At 69.3% G+C, this 20,387-nt stretch carries 20 protein-coding genes; 8 read left to right on the forward strand and 12 right to left on the reverse strand.

Annotated features, from left to right (window positions below; all coding sequences use genetic code 11):
* Nucleotides 1–36: 36 nt before the first annotated feature.
* The 3 genes from ACFULV_RS13940 to ACFULV_RS13950 all read right to left on the reverse strand — a co-directional run bounded on the left by ACFULV_RS13940 (nucleotide 37) and on the right by ACFULV_RS13950 (nucleotide 3,308).
* Nucleotides 37–567, reverse strand: coding sequence for a DUF2771 domain-containing protein (locus ACFULV_RS13940; RefSeq protein ID WP_378656411.1), 531 nt, complete (start codon nucleotides 565–567; stop codon nucleotides 37–39).
* Nucleotides 564–2,462 (reverse strand): MFS transporter, encoded by a 1,899-nt coding sequence (locus tag ACFULV_RS13945; protein ID WP_378656414.1) that lies wholly within the window; start codon nucleotides 2,460–2,462, stop codon nucleotides 564–566. The genes ACFULV_RS13940 and ACFULV_RS13945 overlap by 4 nt, the downstream gene beginning before the upstream one ends.
* A gap of 69 nt (nucleotides 2,463–2,531) precedes the next feature.
* Nucleotides 2,532–3,308, reverse strand: coding sequence for a glutaminyl-peptide cyclotransferase (locus ACFULV_RS13950; RefSeq protein ID WP_378656417.1), 777 nt, complete (start codon nucleotides 3,306–3,308; stop codon nucleotides 2,532–2,534).
* Nucleotides 3,309–3,325: 17 nt separating this feature from the next.
* Here ACFULV_RS13950 and ACFULV_RS13955 point away from each other — a divergent pair, with 17 nt between their 5' ends.
* Together ACFULV_RS13955 and ACFULV_RS13960 are read left to right on the forward strand one after the other, a co-directional pair.
* Entirely contained in the window at nucleotides 3,326–4,804 is a 1,479-nt protein-coding gene (locus ACFULV_RS13955) for a DUF3027 domain-containing protein (protein ID WP_378656420.1), read from the forward strand.
* 44 nt (nucleotides 4,805–4,848) lie between these two features.
* Nucleotides 4,849–8,049, forward strand: a complete 3,201-nt coding sequence (locus ACFULV_RS13960; RefSeq protein WP_378656422.1) for a sacsin N-terminal ATP-binding-like domain-containing protein — start codon at nucleotides 4,849–4,851, stop codon at nucleotides 8,047–8,049.
* Nucleotide 8,050: 1 nt separating this feature from the next.
* On the opposite strand, the gene ACFULV_RS13965 is transcribed toward ACFULV_RS13960, so the two are convergent.
* Entirely contained in the window at nucleotides 8,051–8,818 is a 768-nt protein-coding gene (locus ACFULV_RS13965) for a TetR/AcrR family transcriptional regulator (RefSeq protein WP_378656425.1), read from the reverse strand.
* Between ACFULV_RS13965 and ACFULV_RS13970 the strand changes: the two genes are divergently transcribed.
* Nucleotides 8,796–10,820, forward strand: a complete 2,025-nt coding sequence (locus ACFULV_RS13970; protein ID WP_378656428.1) for a neutral/alkaline non-lysosomal ceramidase N-terminal domain-containing protein — start codon at nucleotides 8,796–8,798, stop codon at nucleotides 10,818–10,820. The two genes, ACFULV_RS13965 and ACFULV_RS13970, sit on opposite strands and share 23 nt — an antisense overlap.
* On the opposite strand, the gene ACFULV_RS13975 is transcribed toward ACFULV_RS13970, so the two are convergent.
* Nucleotides 10,817–11,077 (reverse strand): DUF2530 domain-containing protein, encoded by a 261-nt coding sequence (locus ACFULV_RS13975; protein WP_378656431.1) that lies wholly within the window; start codon nucleotides 11,075–11,077, stop codon nucleotides 10,817–10,819. The genes ACFULV_RS13970 and ACFULV_RS13975 overlap by 4 nt on opposite strands.
* Before the next feature lie 62 nt (nucleotides 11,078–11,139).
* Between ACFULV_RS13975 and ACFULV_RS13980 the strand changes: the two genes are divergently transcribed.
* Nucleotides 11,140–11,577 carry a MarR family transcriptional regulator gene (locus tag ACFULV_RS13980; protein ID WP_266297061.1) on the forward strand — a complete coding sequence of 146 codons (438 nt, stop codon included), beginning with the start codon at nucleotides 11,140–11,142 and terminating at the stop codon, nucleotides 11,575–11,577.
* Here the strand turns inward: ACFULV_RS13980 and ACFULV_RS13985 are convergent, their stop codons facing one another.
* Complete coding sequence (locus tag ACFULV_RS13985) at nucleotides 11,578–11,979, reverse strand: YccF domain-containing protein (RefSeq protein WP_378631982.1); 402 nt, start codon at nucleotides 11,977–11,979, stop codon at nucleotides 11,578–11,580. It lies immediately after the preceding gene.
* 25 nt (nucleotides 11,980–12,004) lie between these two features.
* On the opposite strand from ACFULV_RS13985, the gene ACFULV_RS13990 reads away from it, so the two are divergent.
* Both ACFULV_RS13990 and ACFULV_RS13995 read left to right on the forward strand, forming a co-directional pair.
* Nucleotides 12,005–12,808 carry a TrmH family RNA methyltransferase gene (locus ACFULV_RS13990; RefSeq protein ID WP_378656434.1) on the forward strand — a complete coding sequence of 268 codons (804 nt, stop codon included), beginning with the start codon at nucleotides 12,005–12,007 and terminating at the stop codon, nucleotides 12,806–12,808.
* Nucleotides 12,805–13,104, forward strand: coding sequence for a DUF2537 domain-containing protein (locus tag ACFULV_RS13995; protein WP_378656437.1), 300 nt, complete (start codon nucleotides 12,805–12,807; stop codon nucleotides 13,102–13,104). The genes ACFULV_RS13990 and ACFULV_RS13995 overlap by 4 nt, the downstream gene beginning before the upstream one ends.
* Nucleotides 13,105–13,107: 3 nt before the next feature.
* Here the strand turns inward: ACFULV_RS13995 and ACFULV_RS14000 are convergent, their stop codons facing one another.
* The 4 genes from ACFULV_RS14000 to ACFULV_RS14015 all read right to left on the reverse strand — a co-directional run bounded on the left by ACFULV_RS14000 (nucleotide 13,108) and on the right by ACFULV_RS14015 (nucleotide 16,750).
* Entirely contained in the window at nucleotides 13,108–13,827 is a 720-nt protein-coding gene (locus ACFULV_RS14000; protein WP_378656440.1) for a DUF6928 family protein, read from the reverse strand.
* Between the two features lie 157 nt (nucleotides 13,828–13,984).
* The gene (sepH, locus tag ACFULV_RS14005) at nucleotides 13,985–14,998 is read right to left on the reverse strand and encodes a septation protein SepH (RefSeq protein ID WP_378656442.1); all 1,014 of its coding nucleotides are present in this window, start codon (nucleotides 14,996–14,998) and stop codon (nucleotides 13,985–13,987) included.
* A gap of 312 nt (nucleotides 14,999–15,310) precedes the next feature.
* Complete coding sequence (gene serC, locus ACFULV_RS14010; RefSeq protein WP_378656444.1) at nucleotides 15,311–16,432, reverse strand: phosphoserine transaminase; 1,122 nt, start codon at nucleotides 16,430–16,432, stop codon at nucleotides 15,311–15,313.
* A gap of 96 nt (nucleotides 16,433–16,528) precedes the next feature.
* Complete coding sequence (locus ACFULV_RS14015; protein ID WP_378656446.1) at nucleotides 16,529–16,750, reverse strand: hypothetical protein; 222 nt, start codon at nucleotides 16,748–16,750, stop codon at nucleotides 16,529–16,531.
* 45 nt (nucleotides 16,751–16,795) lie between these two features.
* Here ACFULV_RS14015 and ACFULV_RS14020 point away from each other — a divergent pair, with 45 nt between their 5' ends.
* Nucleotides 16,796–17,467: a TetR/AcrR family transcriptional regulator gene (locus tag ACFULV_RS14020; protein ID WP_378656448.1), complete on the forward strand. Its 672-nt coding sequence runs from the start codon at nucleotides 16,796–16,798 to the stop codon at nucleotides 17,465–17,467.
* 67 nt (nucleotides 17,468–17,534) lie between these two features.
* Complete coding sequence (locus ACFULV_RS14025; protein WP_378656451.1) at nucleotides 17,535–18,173, forward strand: hypothetical protein; 639 nt, start codon at nucleotides 17,535–17,537, stop codon at nucleotides 18,171–18,173.
* Between the two features lie 25 nt (nucleotides 18,174–18,198).
* Here the strand turns inward: ACFULV_RS14025 and ACFULV_RS14030 are convergent, their stop codons facing one another.
* Nucleotides 18,199–18,930: a polysaccharide deacetylase family protein gene (locus tag ACFULV_RS14030; protein WP_378656453.1), complete on the reverse strand. Its 732-nt coding sequence runs from the start codon at nucleotides 18,928–18,930 to the stop codon at nucleotides 18,199–18,201.
* A 296-nt stretch (nucleotides 18,931–19,226) separates the two neighbouring features.
* Complete coding sequence (locus ACFULV_RS14035; RefSeq protein WP_378656456.1) at nucleotides 19,227–20,351, reverse strand: citrate synthase 2; 1,125 nt, start codon at nucleotides 20,349–20,351, stop codon at nucleotides 19,227–19,229.
* Between the last annotated feature and the right edge of the window lie 36 nt (nucleotides 20,352–20,387).

Genomic DNA, 20,387 nt, shown 5'->3' on the forward strand with positions numbered 1-20,387 from the left:
GAACGAATGTCGTTCGGGGCCGGTCGCGTTTCTGGCTCAGGACTCGCGAGGTTCGGGCTCGGGCGTGACGATCGACCAGGCGGCGTGCGGGATGTAGCTTTCCTGCCCGGTGGCGATGTCACGGGCCAAAATCGGCAGCTGCACCTCGATGCCGATCAGGCGCAGGTCCGGTTCCGGCTTCGACTCGATGGTGAGAGCCCTGGCGCGGTCCGGGTAGTCGGCGAAGCTGAGCACCCGGTCCAGCTGCTCGCCGCTGGGGCGCTGGTAGATCAGCTGGATGAGCCAGGGAGATTCGGCGACCGCGTCGGGCAGCGAGAGCTGTACGGGGTCACCGGCGGGGACCTCCAGCGGCGTGGTCTCGCCGTACCGGCAATTCTCCATCCGCACCGTGCAGTACATGAACGGGTCGACCGTGATGGTCGTGCCGTGCGCGTACGCGGTGAGCTGCGGGGTGTGCGCGGGCGCCTTCGATACCGCCACCCCCACCCACACCGCGGTCACCGCGACGACCGCGAACAGTCCGGCCGCGACCAGCGCGACGATCGTTCGAGCGTTGAGCTTGCTCACCAGGTGGGGTCTCCTGTCCCTCTCGGATGGGTGCTGGGCACTTCCTGCTCGACGTGCTGGGGGCGATTGCCGCCGAGGCCCGGCAGCAGCGAGTGCCCGGTATAGCTGACGAACGTCTGGAGCAGTCCGGCCAGCAGGATCACGCTGATCAAGGCGAAACCCTTCCAGTATTCGATCGGCATCAGCACACCGGCCGCCCCGCCGACGACCCAGCTCAGTTGCAGCACGGTCTCCGAGCGGCCGAACCCGGACGCGATCGATTCCGGTGGGAGGTCGTCCTGGATGGCGGCATCGAGGGAGACCTTCGCGAGCGCGCTGGCCGCGGAGGCCACCAGTGCGGCTACGGCGGCGCCGAACAGATTTCCGGTGAACGCGGCGAACAGCGCGACCACCGCGCACGCGCCGGTGCAGCCGAGGACCACCGGCGACGGCCTGCCCAATTGCAGCCGGGCGCCGGTCGCGTTGCCGCCGAAGTTGCCGATGGCCGCCGCGGCGCCGACCAGGCCGAGCATCGCCGCCTGTTCGCTGGGACTGCCGCCCGAACCCTTGGCGACGAAGGCGATGTAGAAGGTGAGGAAGCCGGTGAGCACGCGAATCGAACTGTTGCCCCACAGGCCGGTCACCACGGCGCGGCCCAGCGGCTGACGCCGTTTGCGCGGCGGCACCGCGGACTGCTCGCCGCGGTAGATGACCTCGGTGTGCGCGTCGGGGCCGTGGTAGGTCAGCGTCGCGGGGACCTCTCCCTCGGTCACCTCGACCCAGCGCGGAATCCGCAAGCTGAGGAACACCCCCGCGACGGCGATGCCGGTGGCGAAGATCAACGCGCCGGTGGAACCCGCGATGAGGGCGGTGAGCGCGGCCAGGGCGCCCGCGCCGATGGTTCCGCCGACCAGGCCGAACACGGTCAGCCGGGAATTGGTGCGCACCAGGTCGATATCCGGTGGGAGCACGCGTGGCGTCACCGCGCTCTTGAGCACGGCGAAGGATTTCGAACCGACCATCATGCACAGCGCCAGCGGATACAGGCCCCAGGTGTCGATGTTGAAGATCAACAGCAGCGCGAAGCCCGCGCGCAGGCCGAAGGTCGTCGCCAGCGCGAGCCTGCGACCGCGTTGCAGCCGGTCGAGCAGCGGGCCGATCAGCGGCGCGATCAGCGCGAACGGCGCGATGGTGATCAGCAGGTACAGAGCGACCTTGGTTTTGGATTCGGCGGTGGCGCTGGCGAAGAACAGGGTGTTGGCCAGGGCGACCGCGATCGCGGCGTCGAGCGCGAAGTTCGCCATGGTGGCGTAGGTGAGCGCGGTCAGGCCGGACTGGTCGGCGCCGTCGGCCTTGGCGGCGCGCTGGAAGGTGGCGATGCCGCGTTCGGTGAGTTCGCGGCTGCGCATGGCGGCTACGCGGGTGACGGTGAGTTTCCGGGGGACGCGCTGGTCGACCTGGTCGTCGACGCCTTCGTCGCGAGGAAAGGGACGGGTACCCGCCGGGCCGGAGTCGTCCACGGGGTGGTCGGCGCGCCATTGCTCGTCGCGGGGCGCGGGGGGTCGGCCCCGATCGTCGACCGGCGGCCGGTCGTGCGGATGCTCGGCGCGTGGTGCGGCCGGTCGGCCCCGGTCGTCGAAGGGTGGCCGGCGCTTCGGATAGTCGTCCGGTGTGCGCCCGGCGGGCGCCGCGTTCGGCACGGGCGTGGTCGGGGCGGCCGGGTCGACGGGGCGGTGGCGCCGGAACAGGCTTTTCGACCGGACCGTCGGCGGCTCGGCGGGCAGCGGCCGTTCGGGCCGGGGGAAGACCTTGCGCGGTGCGCGCGGCGGGTACTGCCCGTAGCCGGGGTGTGGGTCGGCGGCAGTACCGTCCCGGCGACCACGGTCAGGACCGGATGGATCGCGGGGCGTAGTCACAAGTCCAATTCTGTCGCACTCGGGCGGCGCGTGTTCACTCGCGCCGCGGCAATGTCGGCCACATCGGGGTTATTTCCCGACGAAACGCACTTCGAACATGCGCGGCCAGTACTTGCCGGTCAGCAGGAACCGATCGGTGCCGGGCAGGTGAGCGATGCCGTTGAGCACATCGGTGCCCGCCCGTTCGGCGGGGGTGAGCAGTCCGCCCGCCTCGATGACGGCGAGAATCCGGCCGGTCTCGGGATCGATGCGCAGAATCTCGTCCGTCGGGTAGTTGTTCGCGTAGACCGTGCCGTCTTCCGCGCAGTCCAATTCGTTCGGCTTCGGATCGCGGTAGCCCGACAGCGTCACCGAACCGGTCTGCGCGAAGGTCACCGGGTCGCGGAAGGTGAGCGTGCCGGTGCCGTCGCTCATCACCAGCCGCTGTGGCTGTGCGCACAATCCCCAGCCCTCACCCTGATAGTCGGCGCGACCGGTCTCGGCCAGGGTGACCGGGTCGCGGGCGATGGCGAAACCGTCCTGCCAGGTCAGCTGCCACACGATCGCGCCCGCCCTGGTGATGCCCTCGCCGAACACGCGACCGGGCAGCTCGACGCGCGCTGTTTCGGCGCCCGTGCGCTGGTCGGCGGCCCGCGCGGACGACACGCCCCACATTCCGGTGCTCTCGTAGCGGACGCCGTCGACCACTTCCAGGCCCTGGGTGAAGGCCTGCGGATCGTGCGGTGACGAGCCGATCACCTCGACTCGCAACCGCGTCGGTCCGGGCTCCTCGGGACCGCTACAGGCCCCCGCGCCGAGCACACTGACCAGCACTGCGACGGCCAACGAACTGCGATTGCACTTCATACGGCAAAATGTATGCCGTGAGCGCAGTATCTGTTTCGGAGTCCGGCGTGCGTCCCGTTCTGGCCGACGCGGCCGAGGTCGCACGTCGTGCGCTCGTCGCGTTGGAACCCGACGGGGTAGGAGTCCATCTGGGGGTGAGCGCCGAGGACGACACCGCGGCCACCCACCGGTTCGAGGCGACCCTGCCCGGCTACCGCGGCTGGCAGTGGGCCGTCGTGGTCGCCGCGCCTCCCGGCGCCGACCACGCGACGGTGAGCGAGTCGGCGTTGCTGCCTGCCCTCGACGCCCTGATCGCCCCCGATTTCGTCCCGTGGGAGCAGCGGGTCCGCCCCGGCGACCTCGGCCCCGGCGACCTGCTCGCCGCCCCCGCCGACGACCCCCGTCTCGTTCCCGGCTACGTCGCCACCGGCGATCCGGTGATCGACGAAGTGGCCCGCGAGGTCGGCCTCGGTCGCGTCCAGGTGCTCAGCCTCGAAGGCCGCGCCGACGCCGCCCAGCGCTGGTTCGCCGAGTTCGGCCCCGACACCGAGATGGCGAAGGCCGCCCCAGGCACCTGCGGCATGTGCGGCTTCTACCTGCCGCTGGCCGGCGCCCTGCGCGAGTCCTTCGGTGTCTGCGGCAACGCGATGGGTGCCGACGGCCACGTCGTCCACATCGAATACGGCTGCGGCGCCCACTCCGACGTGGTGGCCCCCAGCGGCAACGGATCCCCGCTGTACGAGGCATTCGACGACCACGCGGTGGATTTCGTCGAGATCGTCCGCCCGGCTGTCGAGGACGCGATCGACAAGGCCACGTCCCAGACCGCTACCGCGGACTCGGCAACAGAGGCCGCGACCGAGCCTGCTGACGCCGACTCCACGACGGCGGTCGTGGAGGTTGTCGCCGAGACATCCGCCGACCCGGCGATCGAGGTCGTGGAGGTCGCGGCCGAAACGGTCGCCGCTGTCCCGCCGACCTCGGACACCGAGACCGAGCCGAGTTCCGCGGACTCGTCGACCGAGGTCGGCGAGGCCGCGGCGGAGCGGGCAGGCGACCGGCAGGAAACCGCCGAGGCCGAAGCGGTCGCCGCCGCGGACGCTGAGCGTTCCGCGCTCGCCGAGGGCGCTGTGCCGGAGTCGGCCGATGAGGTCGTCACCGCCGAAATCGCCTCGGATACCGGGGTTCCCGCCGAGACTGTCTCGGCCGAACCCGCCGTCGAGGCCGAACTCACCGTCGGCGACGGATCAGCCACCGCTGAGACCCCGGCCGCTGCGGATGCCGAGAGCTCTTCGGGCGCGTCAGACGAGGTAGCGACTGCTGCCGACGCGGTCACGGAGGCTGCACCTGCCGCCGAGGTTGTGGCGGGCGCCGAGGCTTCCGTCGAAGGCGAGGCCGCGGTGTCGGGCACGGAGGCTTCCGCTGAAGGCGAGGCCGCGGTGTCGGGCGATGCGGGTTCCGGCGAAGCGGCGGAGTCGGCTGATCTGAGCGAGCACGGATCGTCGGTGTCGCGCTGAACGGAGCGGGTGACCCGTTCGGTACCGCGGAGCTGCGGGCCGGAGTGCTTGCCGCGTGGCGGGATTCGCCGACGCGGTTACGCGAGGACAGTGCCAGCGAGGCGGATCTGGTGGCCGCGGGCTACCGGGATCGGCTGCTCACCGAGCTCGCGCAGAACGCGGCCGACGCCGCGGCGAAGGCCGGTGTCGCGGGCGAGCTGATCGTGCGGGTACTGGACGGTCGGCTACACGTCGCGAATACCGGTGCGCCGCTGAGTGTTTCCGGTGTGCACGCGCTGACGGCACTGCGTGCCTCCGGAAAGGCGGGCGCCGCCCAGGTCGGTCGTTTCGGTGTCGGCTTCACCGCGGTGCGGTCCGTCGGTGACGAGATCGAGGTCCGATCGACGACCGGATCGCTGCGCTTCTCCCGTGTCGCCACGCTGAACGCCTTGCACGACACCGGCATCGGCATCCCCCACGACCTCACCACGATCGCGCCCCCGGTCCTGCGCCTGGCCTGGCCGGTGCCGACCACCCCACTCGCGGGCACCGACACCGAAATCGTCGTACACCTGCGCGACGACATCGACCCCGAAGCCCTCCTCGACGCCATGCGAGCCGAGGCTCCCGACCTCCTCCTGGAACTACCGGCCCTCCAGCGCATCCGAATCGATACCGACCAATTCACCAGCGCGGTAAAGATTCTCGCCAACACTCGAGCCGCCGACGCCGTTCGTCCCGATGCCGCCCGGGCCGCTGTTCCCGCCACCGACGGCACAGCCGCAGCCGACGGACCGGACGCCGCGGACGAGCTCGACGCGAACCTGTCCGCCGCCGACCACCCCGGCACGCTCTCCCAGCTGACGATCACCCTCCCGTCCGGCGCACGCCGAGCGTGGTGGCAGTACCGCACTCCCAGAGCCCGCTGGCTACTCCCACTCCGCCACGGCCGCCCCGTCGCGACTGCCCCGGATGTCCTGCGCGCCCCCACTCGATCCGACGAGGAACTCTCGCTCCCCGCGATCCTGGTCGCCGATATCCCGATGCAGCCCGACCGCCGCCGCCTCCTTCCTGGCGCCCGCATCACCGAATTGGCCTCCGGATACGCGGATTTCGCCCGCGCGCTGCCGCCCCGGGACCGCCTCGTCCTGGTCCCCACGCCCGGCTTCGCCCGCAGCGAAGCGGACGCGATCCTGCGCGAAGCCGTCATCGCCGAGCTTCGTACCAACTCCTGGCTCCCGGTGTGCGCCACGCGCGACCACACCACAGCCGATCCGTCGGACCTCTCGGGGCCCGACTCACCGGCTTCGCCCGAGAATCTGCACCTGCCCGGACAATTCGGCACCGATGACGCCGCACAGAACAGCGCTCCCGACCTCGGGGACCTCTTCGCATCGGAGGAGCCCGGCACATCCGGCCGCAGCGTCGCGCCGCGATCAGGGCCCGGCACGTCGGCCTCGAACGACCTCCCGGATCTAGCGGCTCTCTTCGCATCCGAGGATGCCGTAGCGACCGGCGGCGACCGATCCCATCTCGCCTCGGGCGAATCCGCACCGCACAGCGATCGTTTCGCGCCGGAGGAGCCCACCTACGAACCGGTCGCAGCGGACTCGCCGTGCAGCACGCCGACCCGGGCGAGCGTATTTCCCGACCTCACACCGGAATTGGCCGCGTTCCTCGCCGAGATCACCGGACCGCTGGTGATTCCGGAGCTGTCCGGCCGTGCCGGTCAGGACAAGCTGGCGGTCCTCGATGTCCATCGGCTCGGCCCGGCCGCGGTGGCCGAGCGGTCGAGCGGACTGGAACGTGAACCACGCTGGTGGCGGCGGTTCTACGCCGCCCTGGAACCGTTCGTCGTCGATACCCGAACCGCCGAGGAATTCGGCGCGCTGGCCGTGCCGCTGACCGACGGGCGGCTGGTCACCGGGCCACGGACCGTAGTGCTCGACGATCAGCTCACGGTGGCCGTACCGGTGCACTGGGCGCGCCTGGTGCACCCGGATGCCACGCACCCGCTCCTCGGTCGGCTGGGGGCCCGCAGCGCGAGTTCGGATGACCTGCTCACCGATCCGGCCCTGCGCGACCTGCTCGAGCACGATCCGGCCGACCCGGACACGGTCGCCGCGGTGCTCCAGCTGGCTCCCTTCGCCTCCCCTGGCTCGCTGCCCGACTGGCTCGGCCTGCTCGAATTGCCCGACGAAACAGGTGAGCTGAGCCCCGCCGACGAACTGCTGCTGCCCGGCGCCCCGCTCGCCGAAGTGCTGGCATCCGACGCCCCCTTCGGCACCATCGCCGACGCTGCCGTCGCCGAGTACGGCGAGCAAGCCTTGCGCGCGATCGGTGTCGGCTGGGGTTTCGCGGTGCTCACCGATCCGGAACCGATCGGTCCCGACCACGACCTCGACGACGAACAGTCCTGGTGGGACAGCCTTTCCGAAGATCCCCGCGAGCTCGTCGCGGTCCGCGACCTCGACCTGGTCGACGAAGACCGCTGGCCGGAAGCGCTGCGCCACTTGCTGTCCGAGCCGCGCACCCGCGCCCTGCTCGCCGATCGCGACGGTTACACCACCTGGTGGTTGCACCGCCACGCCCATATCGACGGCATTCCGCTGGGTCGGCTCCACCACCCCGACGACAACGAATTCGACGGACTCCTGCCGGTATTCGCGGCCGTCGGCATCGAAGGCCCCGACCTCGATGCGCTGCGCCCCGCTCTCGTGCGCCCGGACATCATGTCCGCCGCGCTGGCCGAGGAACTCCTCGACGCACTGGCCGATCCGTCGAAATCCCCTGCCCCCGAGGTGATCGCCCGAACCAATGCCCGTCTGGCCGCCGCGGTCGCCTCCGGCGCCCTCGATCCGCGCGAACTGGATCTCCCCGAGCGGATCCGCGCACTGTCCGGCGACGTCGTCGACGCGAGTACCGCCATGGTTCTCGACCAGCCGTGCTTCGGATTGGTGGTTCCGCCGCAACGCCTCGTCGTCGGCGACACCGCGCACGCGGGGGCGTTGGCCACCCTGCTCGACCTTCCGCTGGTCTCGGAGGAGGTCAGCGCCGAGGTGCTCGGCACCGGGCGCCGAAGTACCTGGGCGGCGGAGCCTGTGGGCGTGGTGCTGCGTCAGCTGTGGTCGCCGCAGGATGTCACCGGCGAGCTGGTGCTGCACGAAACCCTCGAAGTGCATCTGCGCGGCGCGATCTCGGGCACTGTCCACGTCCCCTGGTGGTGCGAGGGCGACGTGACCCACGTGCAGGCGCCGCGCGGCTGATCTATTCCGCGTGCGTGGCGACCATCTCGGCGAGCAGATCGAGCTGAACCTGCACGGACTCGCTGTCGTCGTCGACCAGCCACCGCAGCACGATCCCGTCGATCACATTGAGGATGAACCGGCTCAGCGTCGCCACCGGCGTCTTCCACCGCGTCTCGGTCGCCTCGCTGCAATGGTTGATCACATCGGCGACGGTGCTGTCGTTGAACCCGTACTGCTCGCGGGCGATCGCCAGCTTGGCCGGCGTCGATTCACCCTCGCGCAGCGCGTAGGTGGTGGTCTCGTAGGTCAGCAACTGCCGTTCGGGAGTGGCTTCGATGTTGCGCCACATCAGTTCCAAACCGCGGCGCACCAATTTCTGAAGTGCTTCTTTTCCTGTTCCGGCGTCTTCCCATACCGTTTCATCGGCATCGACGGAATCGCGCAATTCCATCGAGAGCGCTTTGACCAGCTCGGTCATCAGCGCGTCCTTGTTTTCGAAACAGTAATGCACCACACCTAGCGAGACGCCTGCCGCTTGGGCGACATCGCGCGTGGTCACGCCCGCCACGCCCTTTTTCTCGGCGAGACCGATCGCTGCCTCGATCAGGTGGGCTCGTCGTTCTTCGACGCTCAATCGGGAGGACACTGTGCGAGTTAAGCGCTCACGCCACGAACAGTCAATTCGCCGGTCCGCCAGAAAATCCTGGACATTTGACCAGTTGATGTGGTTGTCTCCGAAATGGAAGTTGCGAAGGAGTCGCCCGATGTCCCTGTCCCGCCGCACCATGCTCGCTGCCTCGGCACTGGGTGCCACGGCACTGCCCATCATCTCGAAGAGGGGAATGCCGGTCGCACACGCGAATCCTGAGGGATTCGAATTCGGGCTCGGCAGTGCCGATCTCACGGGCCCGGCCGCGGAATGCGGCATGATGGGCTACTCCCAGCTCGAACAGACAACAGCGGGAATTCATCTGCGCCCACGCGCGCGTGCGTTCGTGATCGGTGCGCGCGGATTTCGGATCGCGTTCGTCGCGGTGGAGAACGGCGCGGTGTTCGCCTCGGTACACGGCGCGGTAATGCTCGCGCTCGCCCGCCGTTTCGGTGACCGGTATTCCGAGCGGAATGTCGTTCTCACCTCCACGCACACCCACGCCAGTTGTGGCGGCTCCGCGCACGACTACGCCTACACGCTGGCGACGCTGGGATTTCAGCAGCAGGTCTTCGACGCCGAGGTCGACGGAATCGTCGAGGCGATCGTGGCGGCCGACGCGGACTTCGCGCCGGGCGCCATCAGCCTGGGGCGCGCAGAACTCCACGACGCCAGCGTCAACCGCTCGCGCGTGGCCTTCGACCGCAATCCGGCCGCCGATCGCGCGGTCTTCCCCGACGCGATCGACCCCGCGGTGACCACGTTGGTGTTCGCCAGACAAGGCCGTCAGGTCGGCGCGCTCACCTGGTTCGCCACCCACAACACCTCGATGACCAACGCGAACCGCCTGATCAGCTCCGACAACAAGGGCTACGCGAGCTACGCCGCCGAGCACCTCGAGCACGGGGTCCGCCACCTCGACGGCGCCGGCTTCCTCGCCGCGTTCGCACAGACCAATGCCGGTGACATGTCGCCCAATCTCGGCCTCACGCCCGGCAACGGCCCGACCACCGACGAGTTCGACAACACCAGGATTCTGGGCGAACGCCAGCATCACGCGGCGAAGGAGGCGGCGGCGCGGGCAGCCGTACAGCAGGCCGAGGTCGCCTCGATCCTGTGCTACATCGATCTCGCCGCGCTCACGATCGACGGCCGCTTCACCCCCGACGGCGCCCCGCGACGCACGTCCCCGGCTGCGGCGGGTGTCTCCCTGGCGGCGGGCAGCGTCGAGGACGGCCCGGGCCTGCCCGGCGGCCCGATCCCCGAAGGGGTGCGCAATCCGATGGTCGACTTCCTCGGCGGCATCGACCACCCGCACCCCGCCTGGCTCGCCGATGCCCAGGCCCCCAAGGCGATCTTCGCCCCGCTCGGGCTGATGCCGCCCGTACCGTGGGTCCCGAATGTGGTGCCGATCCAGCTGATTCGCATCGGTGACCTGTATCTGGCCGCCGCGGGCGCGGAATTCACGATCGTCGCCGGGCTGCGCGTGCGCCGCGCGGTGGCGGCGGTGCTCGGCGTCGAGCTGGAACAGGTGCTGCTACAGGGCTATTCGAACAGCTACCACGAGTACGTCACCACCCCCGAGGAGTACGACTCGCAACAGTACGAGGGCGCTTCGACGCTGTTCGGCCGCTACACGCTGTGCGGGTATGTGCAGGAATTCACCAGACTGGCAGCGGCGTTCGCCGCGGGTCAGCCGGTCGGGCGCGGGCCGGCGCCACGCGATGTCTCCGAGCTGCAACCGAACTTCGCCGCCGCGCCAGGGCCCGACACGACCCCGCCCGGCCGTGGTTTCGGTGACGTCCTGATCCAGCCGTCAGCCTGCCGACGCGGCGAACAGGCGGCTGTCGAGTTCGTCTCGGCCCACCCGAAACACAATCCGCGCCGCGGTGACACCTTCCTGCACGTGCAGCGTAAGACCGCGGCGGGCTGGGAGCGGGTGGCCAACGAAGGTGAATGGGACGTCCGTTTCCACTGGCGCACAGCGGGCGCCTCGGTCTCGATCGCCCGCTTCACCTGGGACATCCCCGCGACGGCCGAACCCGGTGTGCACCGATTCGTGCACTACGCCGACGCACTGGGCGCCGACGGCACGCTTCGCCCGGTTGTCGGGACCAGCGACGAATTCGCGGTGAGCTAGTCGGTGTCGAGGCCCACCTGGGCGCCCTTGTCGCCGCGCCGCGCGGAACGCCGCTGCAACAGGAAGATCGACGACCCCAGCACGCCCACCACGAGCCCCATCAGGCACACCGGGCGGGCATCGGCCCAGCTCGCGTTCATCCACACGACCACGGTCGCGATGATCCACAGGGCGAAGCCACCCAGCACCACGGGGCGTGGGTCGACCAGGATTCTGGGCAGTTGAGGTATCTCGGGACTGACAGGTCCGGCGTCCATACCCAAACAGTAGCCGTGTGAAACCCGTCAGCCCAGCCGGATTTACCGTAGAGTTCTGCACTGTGACAACGCCATCGGACGTCCGTGCCCTGGCCGGTGACCTATCACTGGCCGTCGTGCGGCTCACGAGACACCTGCGCGGACGCCGTTCCGATGCGCAGATCTCGCTTACTCAGCTGTCGGCTCTGGCGACGCTGGCTCGTGATGGCGCGATGACGCCCGGCGCGCTGGCAGGCAAAGAACGCGTTCAACCACCGTCGATGACCCGCGTCATCGCCTCGCTCGCCGACCTCGACCTGGTCCAGCGCCGCCCGCACCCGACCGACGGCAGGCAGATCATCGTCTCGCTCTCGCCCGCCGGTCGCGCGCTGATCGCCGACGAGACCAATGCGCGCGAGGTATGGATGACCGGTCAGCTCGCCGGACTGCGCCCCGAGCAGATCGCGGTGCTCGGGGAAGCCGTCGGCATCATGAACCAGATCGTCGCCGAATCGGAGTGATCAGCTCGATTGGCGCGCCGCGTCGGCCGACACCACGTCATGGCCGAGCGGGAACAGTGACAGCGGCACCAGCTTGAGATTCGCCCAGGCGAACGGCAGGCCGATGATCGTCACCGCCAGCGCGATGCTGGTGAACACATGGCCCAGCGCCAGCCACCAGCCCGCGAAGACGAACCAGATCACATTGCCGATCAGCGAGCCCGCGCCCGCACCGGGTTTGTCGACGACGGTGCGGCCGAACGGCCACAGCACGTACCCGGCCAGGCGTAGCGAGGCGATCCCGAACGGGATGGTGACGATCAGGATGAAACAGATCAGTGCCGCGAGCAGGTACCCCAGCGCCATCCAGAACCCGCACAGCACCACCCACAGCACGTTCAAGATCAACTGGACAATCTTCATGCTTCCAGCATGCCAGGATTAGCCGGTGGCCGAAGTGATCGATATCGACGACCCCACCGACCCGCGCGTCGACGACTTCCGTGACCTGTCCAATGCCGACCGCAGGCCGGACCTGCCGGGCCGGAAAGGCCTGGTCATCGCCGAGGGCGTAGTGGTCGTGCAGCGGATGCTCGACTCGCGTTTCACGCCCAGCGCCCTGCTCGGCGTCGGGAAGCGTTTCGAGACCCTCGCGGGCGATCTGGCCGATCGCGATCTGCCGTACTACCGTGCGAGCGCGGAGGTGATGGCCGAGGTGGTCGGCTTCCATCTCAATCGCGGCGTACTCGCCGTGGCGCCGCGTCCGGCGGAGCTCACCGTCGACGAGGTGCTCGACGGCGCCCGCACGGTGGCGGTCCTGGAGGGCGTCAACGACCACGAGAACCTGGGTTCGATGTTCCGCAACGCCGCCGGGCTCGGCGCGGACGCGGTGCTGTTCGGCGACCGGTGCGCCGATCCGCTCTATCGGCGAGCGGTACGGGTGTCGATGGGGCATGTCCTGCGGGTGCCCTTCGCGCAACTGCCGCAGTGGCCGGCGAGTCTGAACCTCGTACGGAACAAGGGTTTCCAGATCATCGCGTTGACGCCGAACCCCGCGGCGGCGAATCTGGCGACGGCGATGACGGGGGAGAAGGTGGCGCTGCTTCTCGGCGCCGAAGGGCCCGGTCTGACCGAAGAAGCCATGCGCGCCACCGATGTTCGCGCGCGCATCCCGATGTCACCCGGAACCGATTCGCTCAACGTCGCGACCGCGGCGGCGATGGCGTTCTACGAACGAGTGCGCACGTCATGAGCAAGGAATGTGAGGGACCGTATCGCGCGCAAGCGGATTCGGTGCCATGGGCGGCAGGCGGCACCGTTGTCGTACTGGTCGCGCTGCTCGGCGGGGTCGCGGTCTACGCCTTCGGATGCGCGCTGGCCGCGGTCAATCCCCTGCTGGCGATCGGGGTGAACGTGGTGGCGGCGGTCGGGGTGGCGCCGACCGCGTGGCGGTGGCGGTTCACACCGGTGGTGCGGTGGGTGCTGGGCGGTGCGGCCGCGGCGGTGGTGCTCGGCTGGATCGCCGTGATCGTCTACCAGCTCAGCTGACGCTCACAGCACCCGATCGGCACCGCGCAACCACCCGAAGAGTCCGCGCTTGCGGCGCGTCGCCGCACCGGGACGACCGACCGGCACGCGCTTGTGCTCCGGTGCCTGGCCTTTCGGATACAGCGTGAAACCGCAGACCGGCAGATCGCCGGGAGCGAGCCGGCCGGAAGCGGCCGGGGTCAGGTAGCGGAAACCGAGCCATTCGTCATTGGCGGCGTCGGCGAAATCGGGTGGATCGAACGGCAGTGACTGCGGTTCGGGACGGTCCGGCACCGGATGCTCACCCGCCCAGAAGGTGCGCTCCCACACCATCGGGAGCCCTTCGTTCTCGAGAATGTCCACCCGGGTGGAACTGAACGACCGCCGGAATTCACCACGCTCCCAATGCGCGAACGCACCCCAGTGCAGTGTCGTGTCGTAGGACACGAGATAGGTGTGTTCGGAAGCGAGCGGGCGCACCAGCAGATCGGGCAGCTTCGTCGGATGTACCAGCGCGGCCTCGGCCGTACACACCACGGTCAGTCCGGGATAGCAGCCGATATAGACCTCGTCCCGATCCGGTGCGGCGCACCCGGCGAGCGTCCCGACCATGTGCGGCCGAACGTCGTGGTCGCTGTACAACTGCCCGGCCAGCGCCGCCGCCGCGACAGGATCGGATTCGACGGTTCCGGTCAGCACCGCCACCGGATCAGGCGTATCGACATACCAGAGCGTAGAAGCCACTGTCCCGCCTCTCCGGGTATTCAAGCCGGACTCAGGTGGGTGGCTCGACGGCGTCGGCGGCTGACGGTTGGCGGACGTGCTACGTCAGTTCGTTCCCGACGAGTTACCCATGTACTTGCGCGATATGGCGACCGGGTCCCGGACCGTCCGCATGCTTTCAGTTGCCGGAGCTGCGGACACCGAGCAGAACGTCTTCCCATGACGGCATGGGCGCCTTGCCGCGCTTGGTCCGCGCGGGCTTCGGTGCGGGCTTGTCGGCTACCGGCTCCTCGGCGGGCTTCTCCGCTTGCGCCGCGGGCTGGCTCGGCGTGGCGGGAACAGCGGGCTTCGGGGCGGCGGGCTTGGGCGCGGCGGGGATCGGTGCCGCGGGGATGGGCGCGGCCGGAATCGCCGCCGTGCCACCGCCTGCCGCGACCTGACGCTGCTCGTAGTACTCGTCCACGTTCGGCGCCGGCCGGCTCTGCGGGCGTGCGGCGGGTGCGGCGATCTGCTCGCGCGGACGCGGCTCCACCGGGGTCGGCGGTTCGAGCACCGGCGAGGCGGCCGGAACCGGCGTGGGCAGGATCGTCGCCAGCCCACGCAGCGCGCGGCCGAAGTCGGGATCGATCAGGTCGTTGGCCGGGTCGTCGAGCGGGGACACCGAGCCGCCGTGCGCGTCGGGCTGGTAGCGCCAGTGCGCGGCGATCTCGGAGTGACCGTGGCGCCACTGCAATTGAGCGACCCAGAAACCCTTTTCGTCTTTCCAGGCATCCCACTCGGCCTGCTCGATGGTGTGGCCGCGCTCGGTGAAGGCCGCCGTGACGATCTCGTGCAGCGTTTCCACCGAGGGGCCGTCGGGACGCACCGGGTGCGCCTTCTGCGCCAATTCGGCGGCGCGCGCACGCTCGAGCAATACGGGGTAGGCGAATCGTTCGACTTTGGATTCCGGCATACCGGACTCTGCCGTGACCTGCTCGACGGACGCTCCAGCGCGAATACGGGCCTGGATATCGCGAGGACGCATAGTCGCCTCCGTTTCGATCTCGATCTGGCCGAATCGTGCGAGGTCGCCGCGCGCCGCCGCGCGGAGCTTGTCGTCGGCGGGCAACCGGAACTTGGTACCGGACTCGGTGTCGCTGCACACGATGTGCGTGGAGTCGGGCGTCACCCCGATCACTCGAAGTTCACGCACCGTTACCTCCCTATCGCGTCGGCTACGACACCGCCCACTTTCCTAGACAGTAGTGCACATTACTTGGCCGCGGCAGCAGACACGCACGACTTAAATCGCGCACCAGCCGTGCCCAGGGGGCTAATCTGAGCGGCTCACCACCCGAATTCGGCTTGTGTGCAGGGGTTTTGGTGATAGATCAACATCAAATATCGATACCGAGATCTGTCGAAACTCGGCGAATATTGCGAATGTGTGCAGTCCGAACAAGAAGGGCCGGTGCCCGGTGAACCCATTCGGTTCGCCGGGCACCGGCCCTATCGCGGTCTTATCTCAGAGCTGACCGACGACCCAGTCGATCGAACGGGTCAGCTGCGAAACATCTTCCGGGTCGATCGCCGGGAACATGCCGACGCGCAGCTGGTTACGGCCCAGCTTGCGGTAGGGCTCGGTGTCGACGATGCCGTTGGCGCGCAGGATCTTGGCCACCTGGGCCGCGTCGACCGCGTCGTCGAAGTCGATGGTGCCCACGACCTGCGAGCGGTGCGCCGGGTCCGACACGTACGGGGTGGCGAAGGAGCTCGACTCGGCCCACGAGTACAGCCGCGAGGACGAATCCAGGGTGCGCTTCACGGTCCAGTCGAGGCCGCCGTTGGCGTTCATCCACTCGATCTGGTCGGCGAACAGCAGCAGGGTGGCCAGCGCCGGGGTGTTGTAGGTCTGGTCCTTGGAGGAGTTGTCGACCGCGATCGGCAGCGACAGGAACTCCGGGGTCCAGCGACCCGATTCCTTGATCTCGGCGACGCGGGCCAGCGCGGCCGGGCTCATGATCGCGATCCACAGGCCACCGTCGGCGGCGAAGCACTTCTGCGGGGCGAAGTAGTAGACGTCGGAGTCGGCGATGTTCACCGGCAGACCGCCCGCGCCGGAGGTGGCGTCGATGGCGATGAGGGCGTTCTCCGAACCGACCGGACGCGACACGGGGATCGACACACCGGTGGAGGTCTCGTTGTGGGCCCAGCCGATGAGGTCGACCGAGGGGTCCGACACGGGCTCGGGCGCGCTACCCGGCTCGGCCTTGACGACGATCGGGTCGCCGATGAAGGGGTTGCCCTTGGCTACCGAGGCGAACTTCGAGGAGAACTCGCCGTTGGTCAGGTGCAGCGAACGCTCGCGGATCAGGCCGAAGGCGGCAGCATCCCAGAACGCGGTGGTGCCACCGTTGCCGAGCACGACCTCGTAACCGTCGGGCAGGGAGAACAGCTCACGCAGGCCGTTGCGCACGCGCGCGACGACGTCCTTGACCGGCTTCTGGCGGTGCGAGGTACCGAACACCGAGGCGCCGACAGTCACCAGGGACTGCAGCTGCTCCGGGCGGACCTTGGACGGGCCGCAGCCGAACCGTCCGTCGGCGGGCTTGAGGTCGGCGGGAATGGTCGGGAACGCACTGGTCATGGGGGCGAGTTTAGTGGTCGGCCGAAGCCCGTACGCGCACGGGGGCGGGTCGGGAACCGGCTGTGAGACGGCCCACTCGCGTTCGCCGGAGGATCCTCAGGACACGCCGGTCATGAAGTCGACCAGCCCGAACGGCGCGCTGTCGCCGATGCACAGGTCGAGGATGCGGTGCGCGTCCGAGGCCGCCCTCGCGCTGCGGGGGAACAGTGCCGCTTCGTAGGCGGCGAGTGCCGCTTCGCTGTCGCCGAGGTGCGCGGCGATCGCCGCGGCGAGTTCGGCACCGGCGATTCCCTTTCGACTTCTGGAACGGTGTTCCACCGATCTAGTTTGGAACGATGTTCCAGAAGTGTCAAGATGGTGTGCATGGCGACACGTCCCCAACGGACCACCCGACGCGGCGACGCGCTGTCGAAGCAGCGGATCGTGGACGCCGCGATCGAGATCCTCGACGCCGGCGGCGAGCGCGCGCTCACGTTCCGTGCCCTGGCTTCGCGCCTGGAGACCGGCAGCGGGGCGATCTACTGGCATGTCGAGAACAAGAGCGATCTGCTCGCCGCCGCGTCCGGCGGCGTCATCGCCGGTGTCCTCGCGAGCTCGGACGACAGCGCGGAACCTTTCGCCGCGATCCGTGCCGTCGCGCTCGGGATGTTCGATGCGATCGACGCCCATCCGTGGGTGGGCGCCCAGCTCGTCCGGGAGCCGTGGCAGCTGGCGATGGTGCAGATCTACGAGCGCATCGGCGCGCAGCTGCGGCTACTCGGCGTCCCCGAGCGGTCGCTGTTCTCTGCCGCGTCCGCGCTGGTGAACTACATCCTCGGCGTCGCCGGGCAGAACGCGGCGAACGCCCGACTCGAGGTGCGCGAGGGCGACCGCTCGGCCTTCCTCGGGGCCGTCGCCGCCCGCTGGACACCGCACGACCCGGCGGAATTCCCGTTCGCCCATCAGATCGCCGAGCAGCTGCGCGAGCACGACGACCGCGAACAATTCCTCGCCGGAATCGACTTCGTTCTCGCCGGGATCGCCGCCCTCGGCTGACCGCGTGGATGCGGTGAGTGCGAGGAATTTGCCCTTGTGCGAAGGACGTTCGCATTACCCTTCTGCCATGAGCCTCGTTGTGGCCGACTCGGGTCGGACCCTGCTCGACCGGTGTGTGTGGGCGTTCGGGCGGCGGCCGGGGTTGCTGTCCGAGGGAGCGCGGCGGGAACTGCTGATCAGGGGGCTGCCCGCGATGGCGAGTGTGCTGTCGGTGCGGACGCGCCGGGGGGAGGGTGGTTATCGGTTCAGCGTGCGGGTGTCGGTGCCGGGGGAGCTGGCCTACGACGCGCGGGTCCGGCAGCGGGTGCGTAGCCAGGACCTGGAGTGGATGCAGACCGGCGACGTGGTCGGCTGCCGGGTGGACCCGGGCGACCGGGAGCGGGTGGTGCTGTTCGTGCCCGAGGTGGCGGAGTCGGGGCGCAAGGCCGCGGCCAAGATTCTGGCCAACGGGCGGCGAGCGGAGGCGACCGTGCTCGCGGTGGCGCCGATCGCGGCGGATTACACCGGGCGCGACGATCCGGTGCTGCGGCTCGATCTGGAGATGCGGGCCTGGGACGAGCCGTTGCCGTGGCGGGTGCGGTTGATTCAGCCGGTGCCGCTCTCGGCGGTCGGCCAGATCGAACTCGGAACGCGGTTGGAGGCGGCGTTCTTCACTGTCGACCGAGGGGCGTCGGTCGCGATCGATTTCGCGGCGTTGACGCGCTGAGCGCGCCTGCCGCGCGGGGCGTCCGCTACAAGTGGACGAAGGTGAAACCCGCTGCGCGCAGGGCCGGTAGCGCCGCGGCCATTCCGGCCGCGGTCCCCGAACGGGGACGGTGCAGATGCGCGAGCGCGATGCCGCCGGGCGTGGCCGCGCTCATCGCCCGCTGCACCTGTGCCGCCGACGCGGTCGCCCCGAAGTCGGCATTGACGGTGAAACCCAGTGGGGTCTCGCCCAATTCGTGCACGATCGCGACCGCCACCTCGTCGTAGTGCGCGGTGCCCGCGCGAAAGAATCGGGGCGCGCGGCCGGTGAGCTCGATGATCCGCTGATGGTTGTCCCAGACCTCGTACGCGGCCTCCTCGGCGGAGGCGGTGCCCGGGACCTTGTAGGCGGACCGGCCCGACACCGAGAGCGGCTTGTGCGCGCCACCGTGATTGGCCAGTTCGAACAGCGGATTCGCCGCCAGGCGCTGTACCCGGGCCGGGTCGGCGTCGACCCAGCGTTTGTTGAGGAACAGCGTGGCCGGGATCTGTTCGGCGATCAGCAGGTCGATCAGGGCCTGGTCGATGTCACTGTTGCCGGGACCGCCGCACGCGTCGAAGGTGAGCGCGAACTGCTTGCCGCTCGTGGGGAAGCCGCTGGTGATGCCTGGCAGGTCGACGCCCCACTGATGCGGGACGGCGCCCGCGTGCCGGGATGCCACCTGGGCGGGAAAGGGGGCCGGCATCGCCTCCGGGGTGGCGATCGGGTGCGCGCTCACCGGCGCGACAGGCTGTCCAGCGGTGCGACCGGTTGCCTCGGGCGCGGCCGAATCACCTTGTGCGACAGCGCACCCTGTGGCAACTGCGGTGGTGAGAGCAGCGCAGGCGCCGAACAGCCGACGCCGCGACAAACCATTGCTGTGCACGATCCACCCCTCACGAACATGTTCGCTGGGATGTTATCGCCGAACCTGTGCCGGTGCTCGTCGAACACGTTCTAGCAGGTGAATCATTAGACATCGCAAGTAGCTGAGAATGAACCGGGCGCCGAGATCGCGGCGCCCGGTTCGACGACTCAGTGCTGCGAGATGGTGGACCAGCCCGGAACCTCGTCCGGGGTGCGCGGGCCGGGCCCGGTGTAGATCGCGGCGGGGCGGACCAGCTTGCCCAGCTGCTTCTGCTCGAGGATGTGGGCACACCAACCGGCGGTCCGGCCACAGGTGAACATCGCGGGCATCATGTGCGCCGGAACCTCGGCGAAGTCGAGGATGACCGCGGCCCAGAACTCGACATTGGTCTCGATGGCGCGATCCGGGCGACGCTCGCGCAGCTCGGCCAGCGCGGCCTGCTCCAGCGCCGCGGCCACCTCGAAGCGGGGGGCGTTGAGGCGCTGGGCGGTGGCGCGGAGCACGCGGGCGCGCGGGTCCTCGGCACGGTAGACCCGGTGGCCGAAGCCCATCAGCTTCTCTTTGCGGTCCAGGATGCCCTTGACCAGCGCACGGGCGTCACCGGACTTCTCGACGGCCTCGATCATCGGCAGCACGCGAGCCGGGGCGCCGCCGTGCAGCGGGCCGGACATGGCGCCGATCGCGCCGGACAGCGACGCCGCCACATCGGCGCCGGTGGAGGCGATGACGCGGGCGGTGAAGGTGGAGGCGTTCATGCCGTGCTCGGCCGCCGACACCCAGTAGGCGTCGATCGCCTCGGTGTGGCGCGGGTCCGGGTCACCCTTCCAGCGGGTCATGAACCGCTCGGTGACGGTGTCGCACTCGTCGATCTTGCGCTGCGGAACGGCGGGCTGATAGATGCCGCGGGCGGACTGCGCCACGTACGACAGCGCCATCACCGAGGCGCGGGCGAGGTTCTCGCGGGCGGTCTCGTCGTCGATGTCGAGCAGCGGCTCGTAGCCCCAGATCGGGGCGAGCATGGCCAGGCCCGCCTGCACGTCGACGCGCACATCACCGGTGTGCACCGGCAGCGGGAAGGGCTCGGCGGGCGGCAGGCCGCGACCGAACTCACCGTCGACCAGCAGGGCCCACACGTCGCCGAACGTCACCTGATCGGTGACCAGATCCTGGATGTCGACGCCGCGATATCGCAGGGCGCCACCGTCCTTGTCCGGCTCGGCGATGTCGGTGGTGAAGGCCACCACGCCTTCCAATCCGCTGACGAAATCCTGTGGTACCGAGCTGGTAGTCATGGTGACTCTCCTTGCAGGGGCATGCCGATATTTCTG

Source organism: Nocardia sp. NPDC057272, from assembly GCF_042668615.1.
In the GTDB taxonomy this organism is placed as follows: Bacteria; Actinomycetota; Actinomycetes; order Mycobacteriales; family Mycobacteriaceae; genus Nocardia.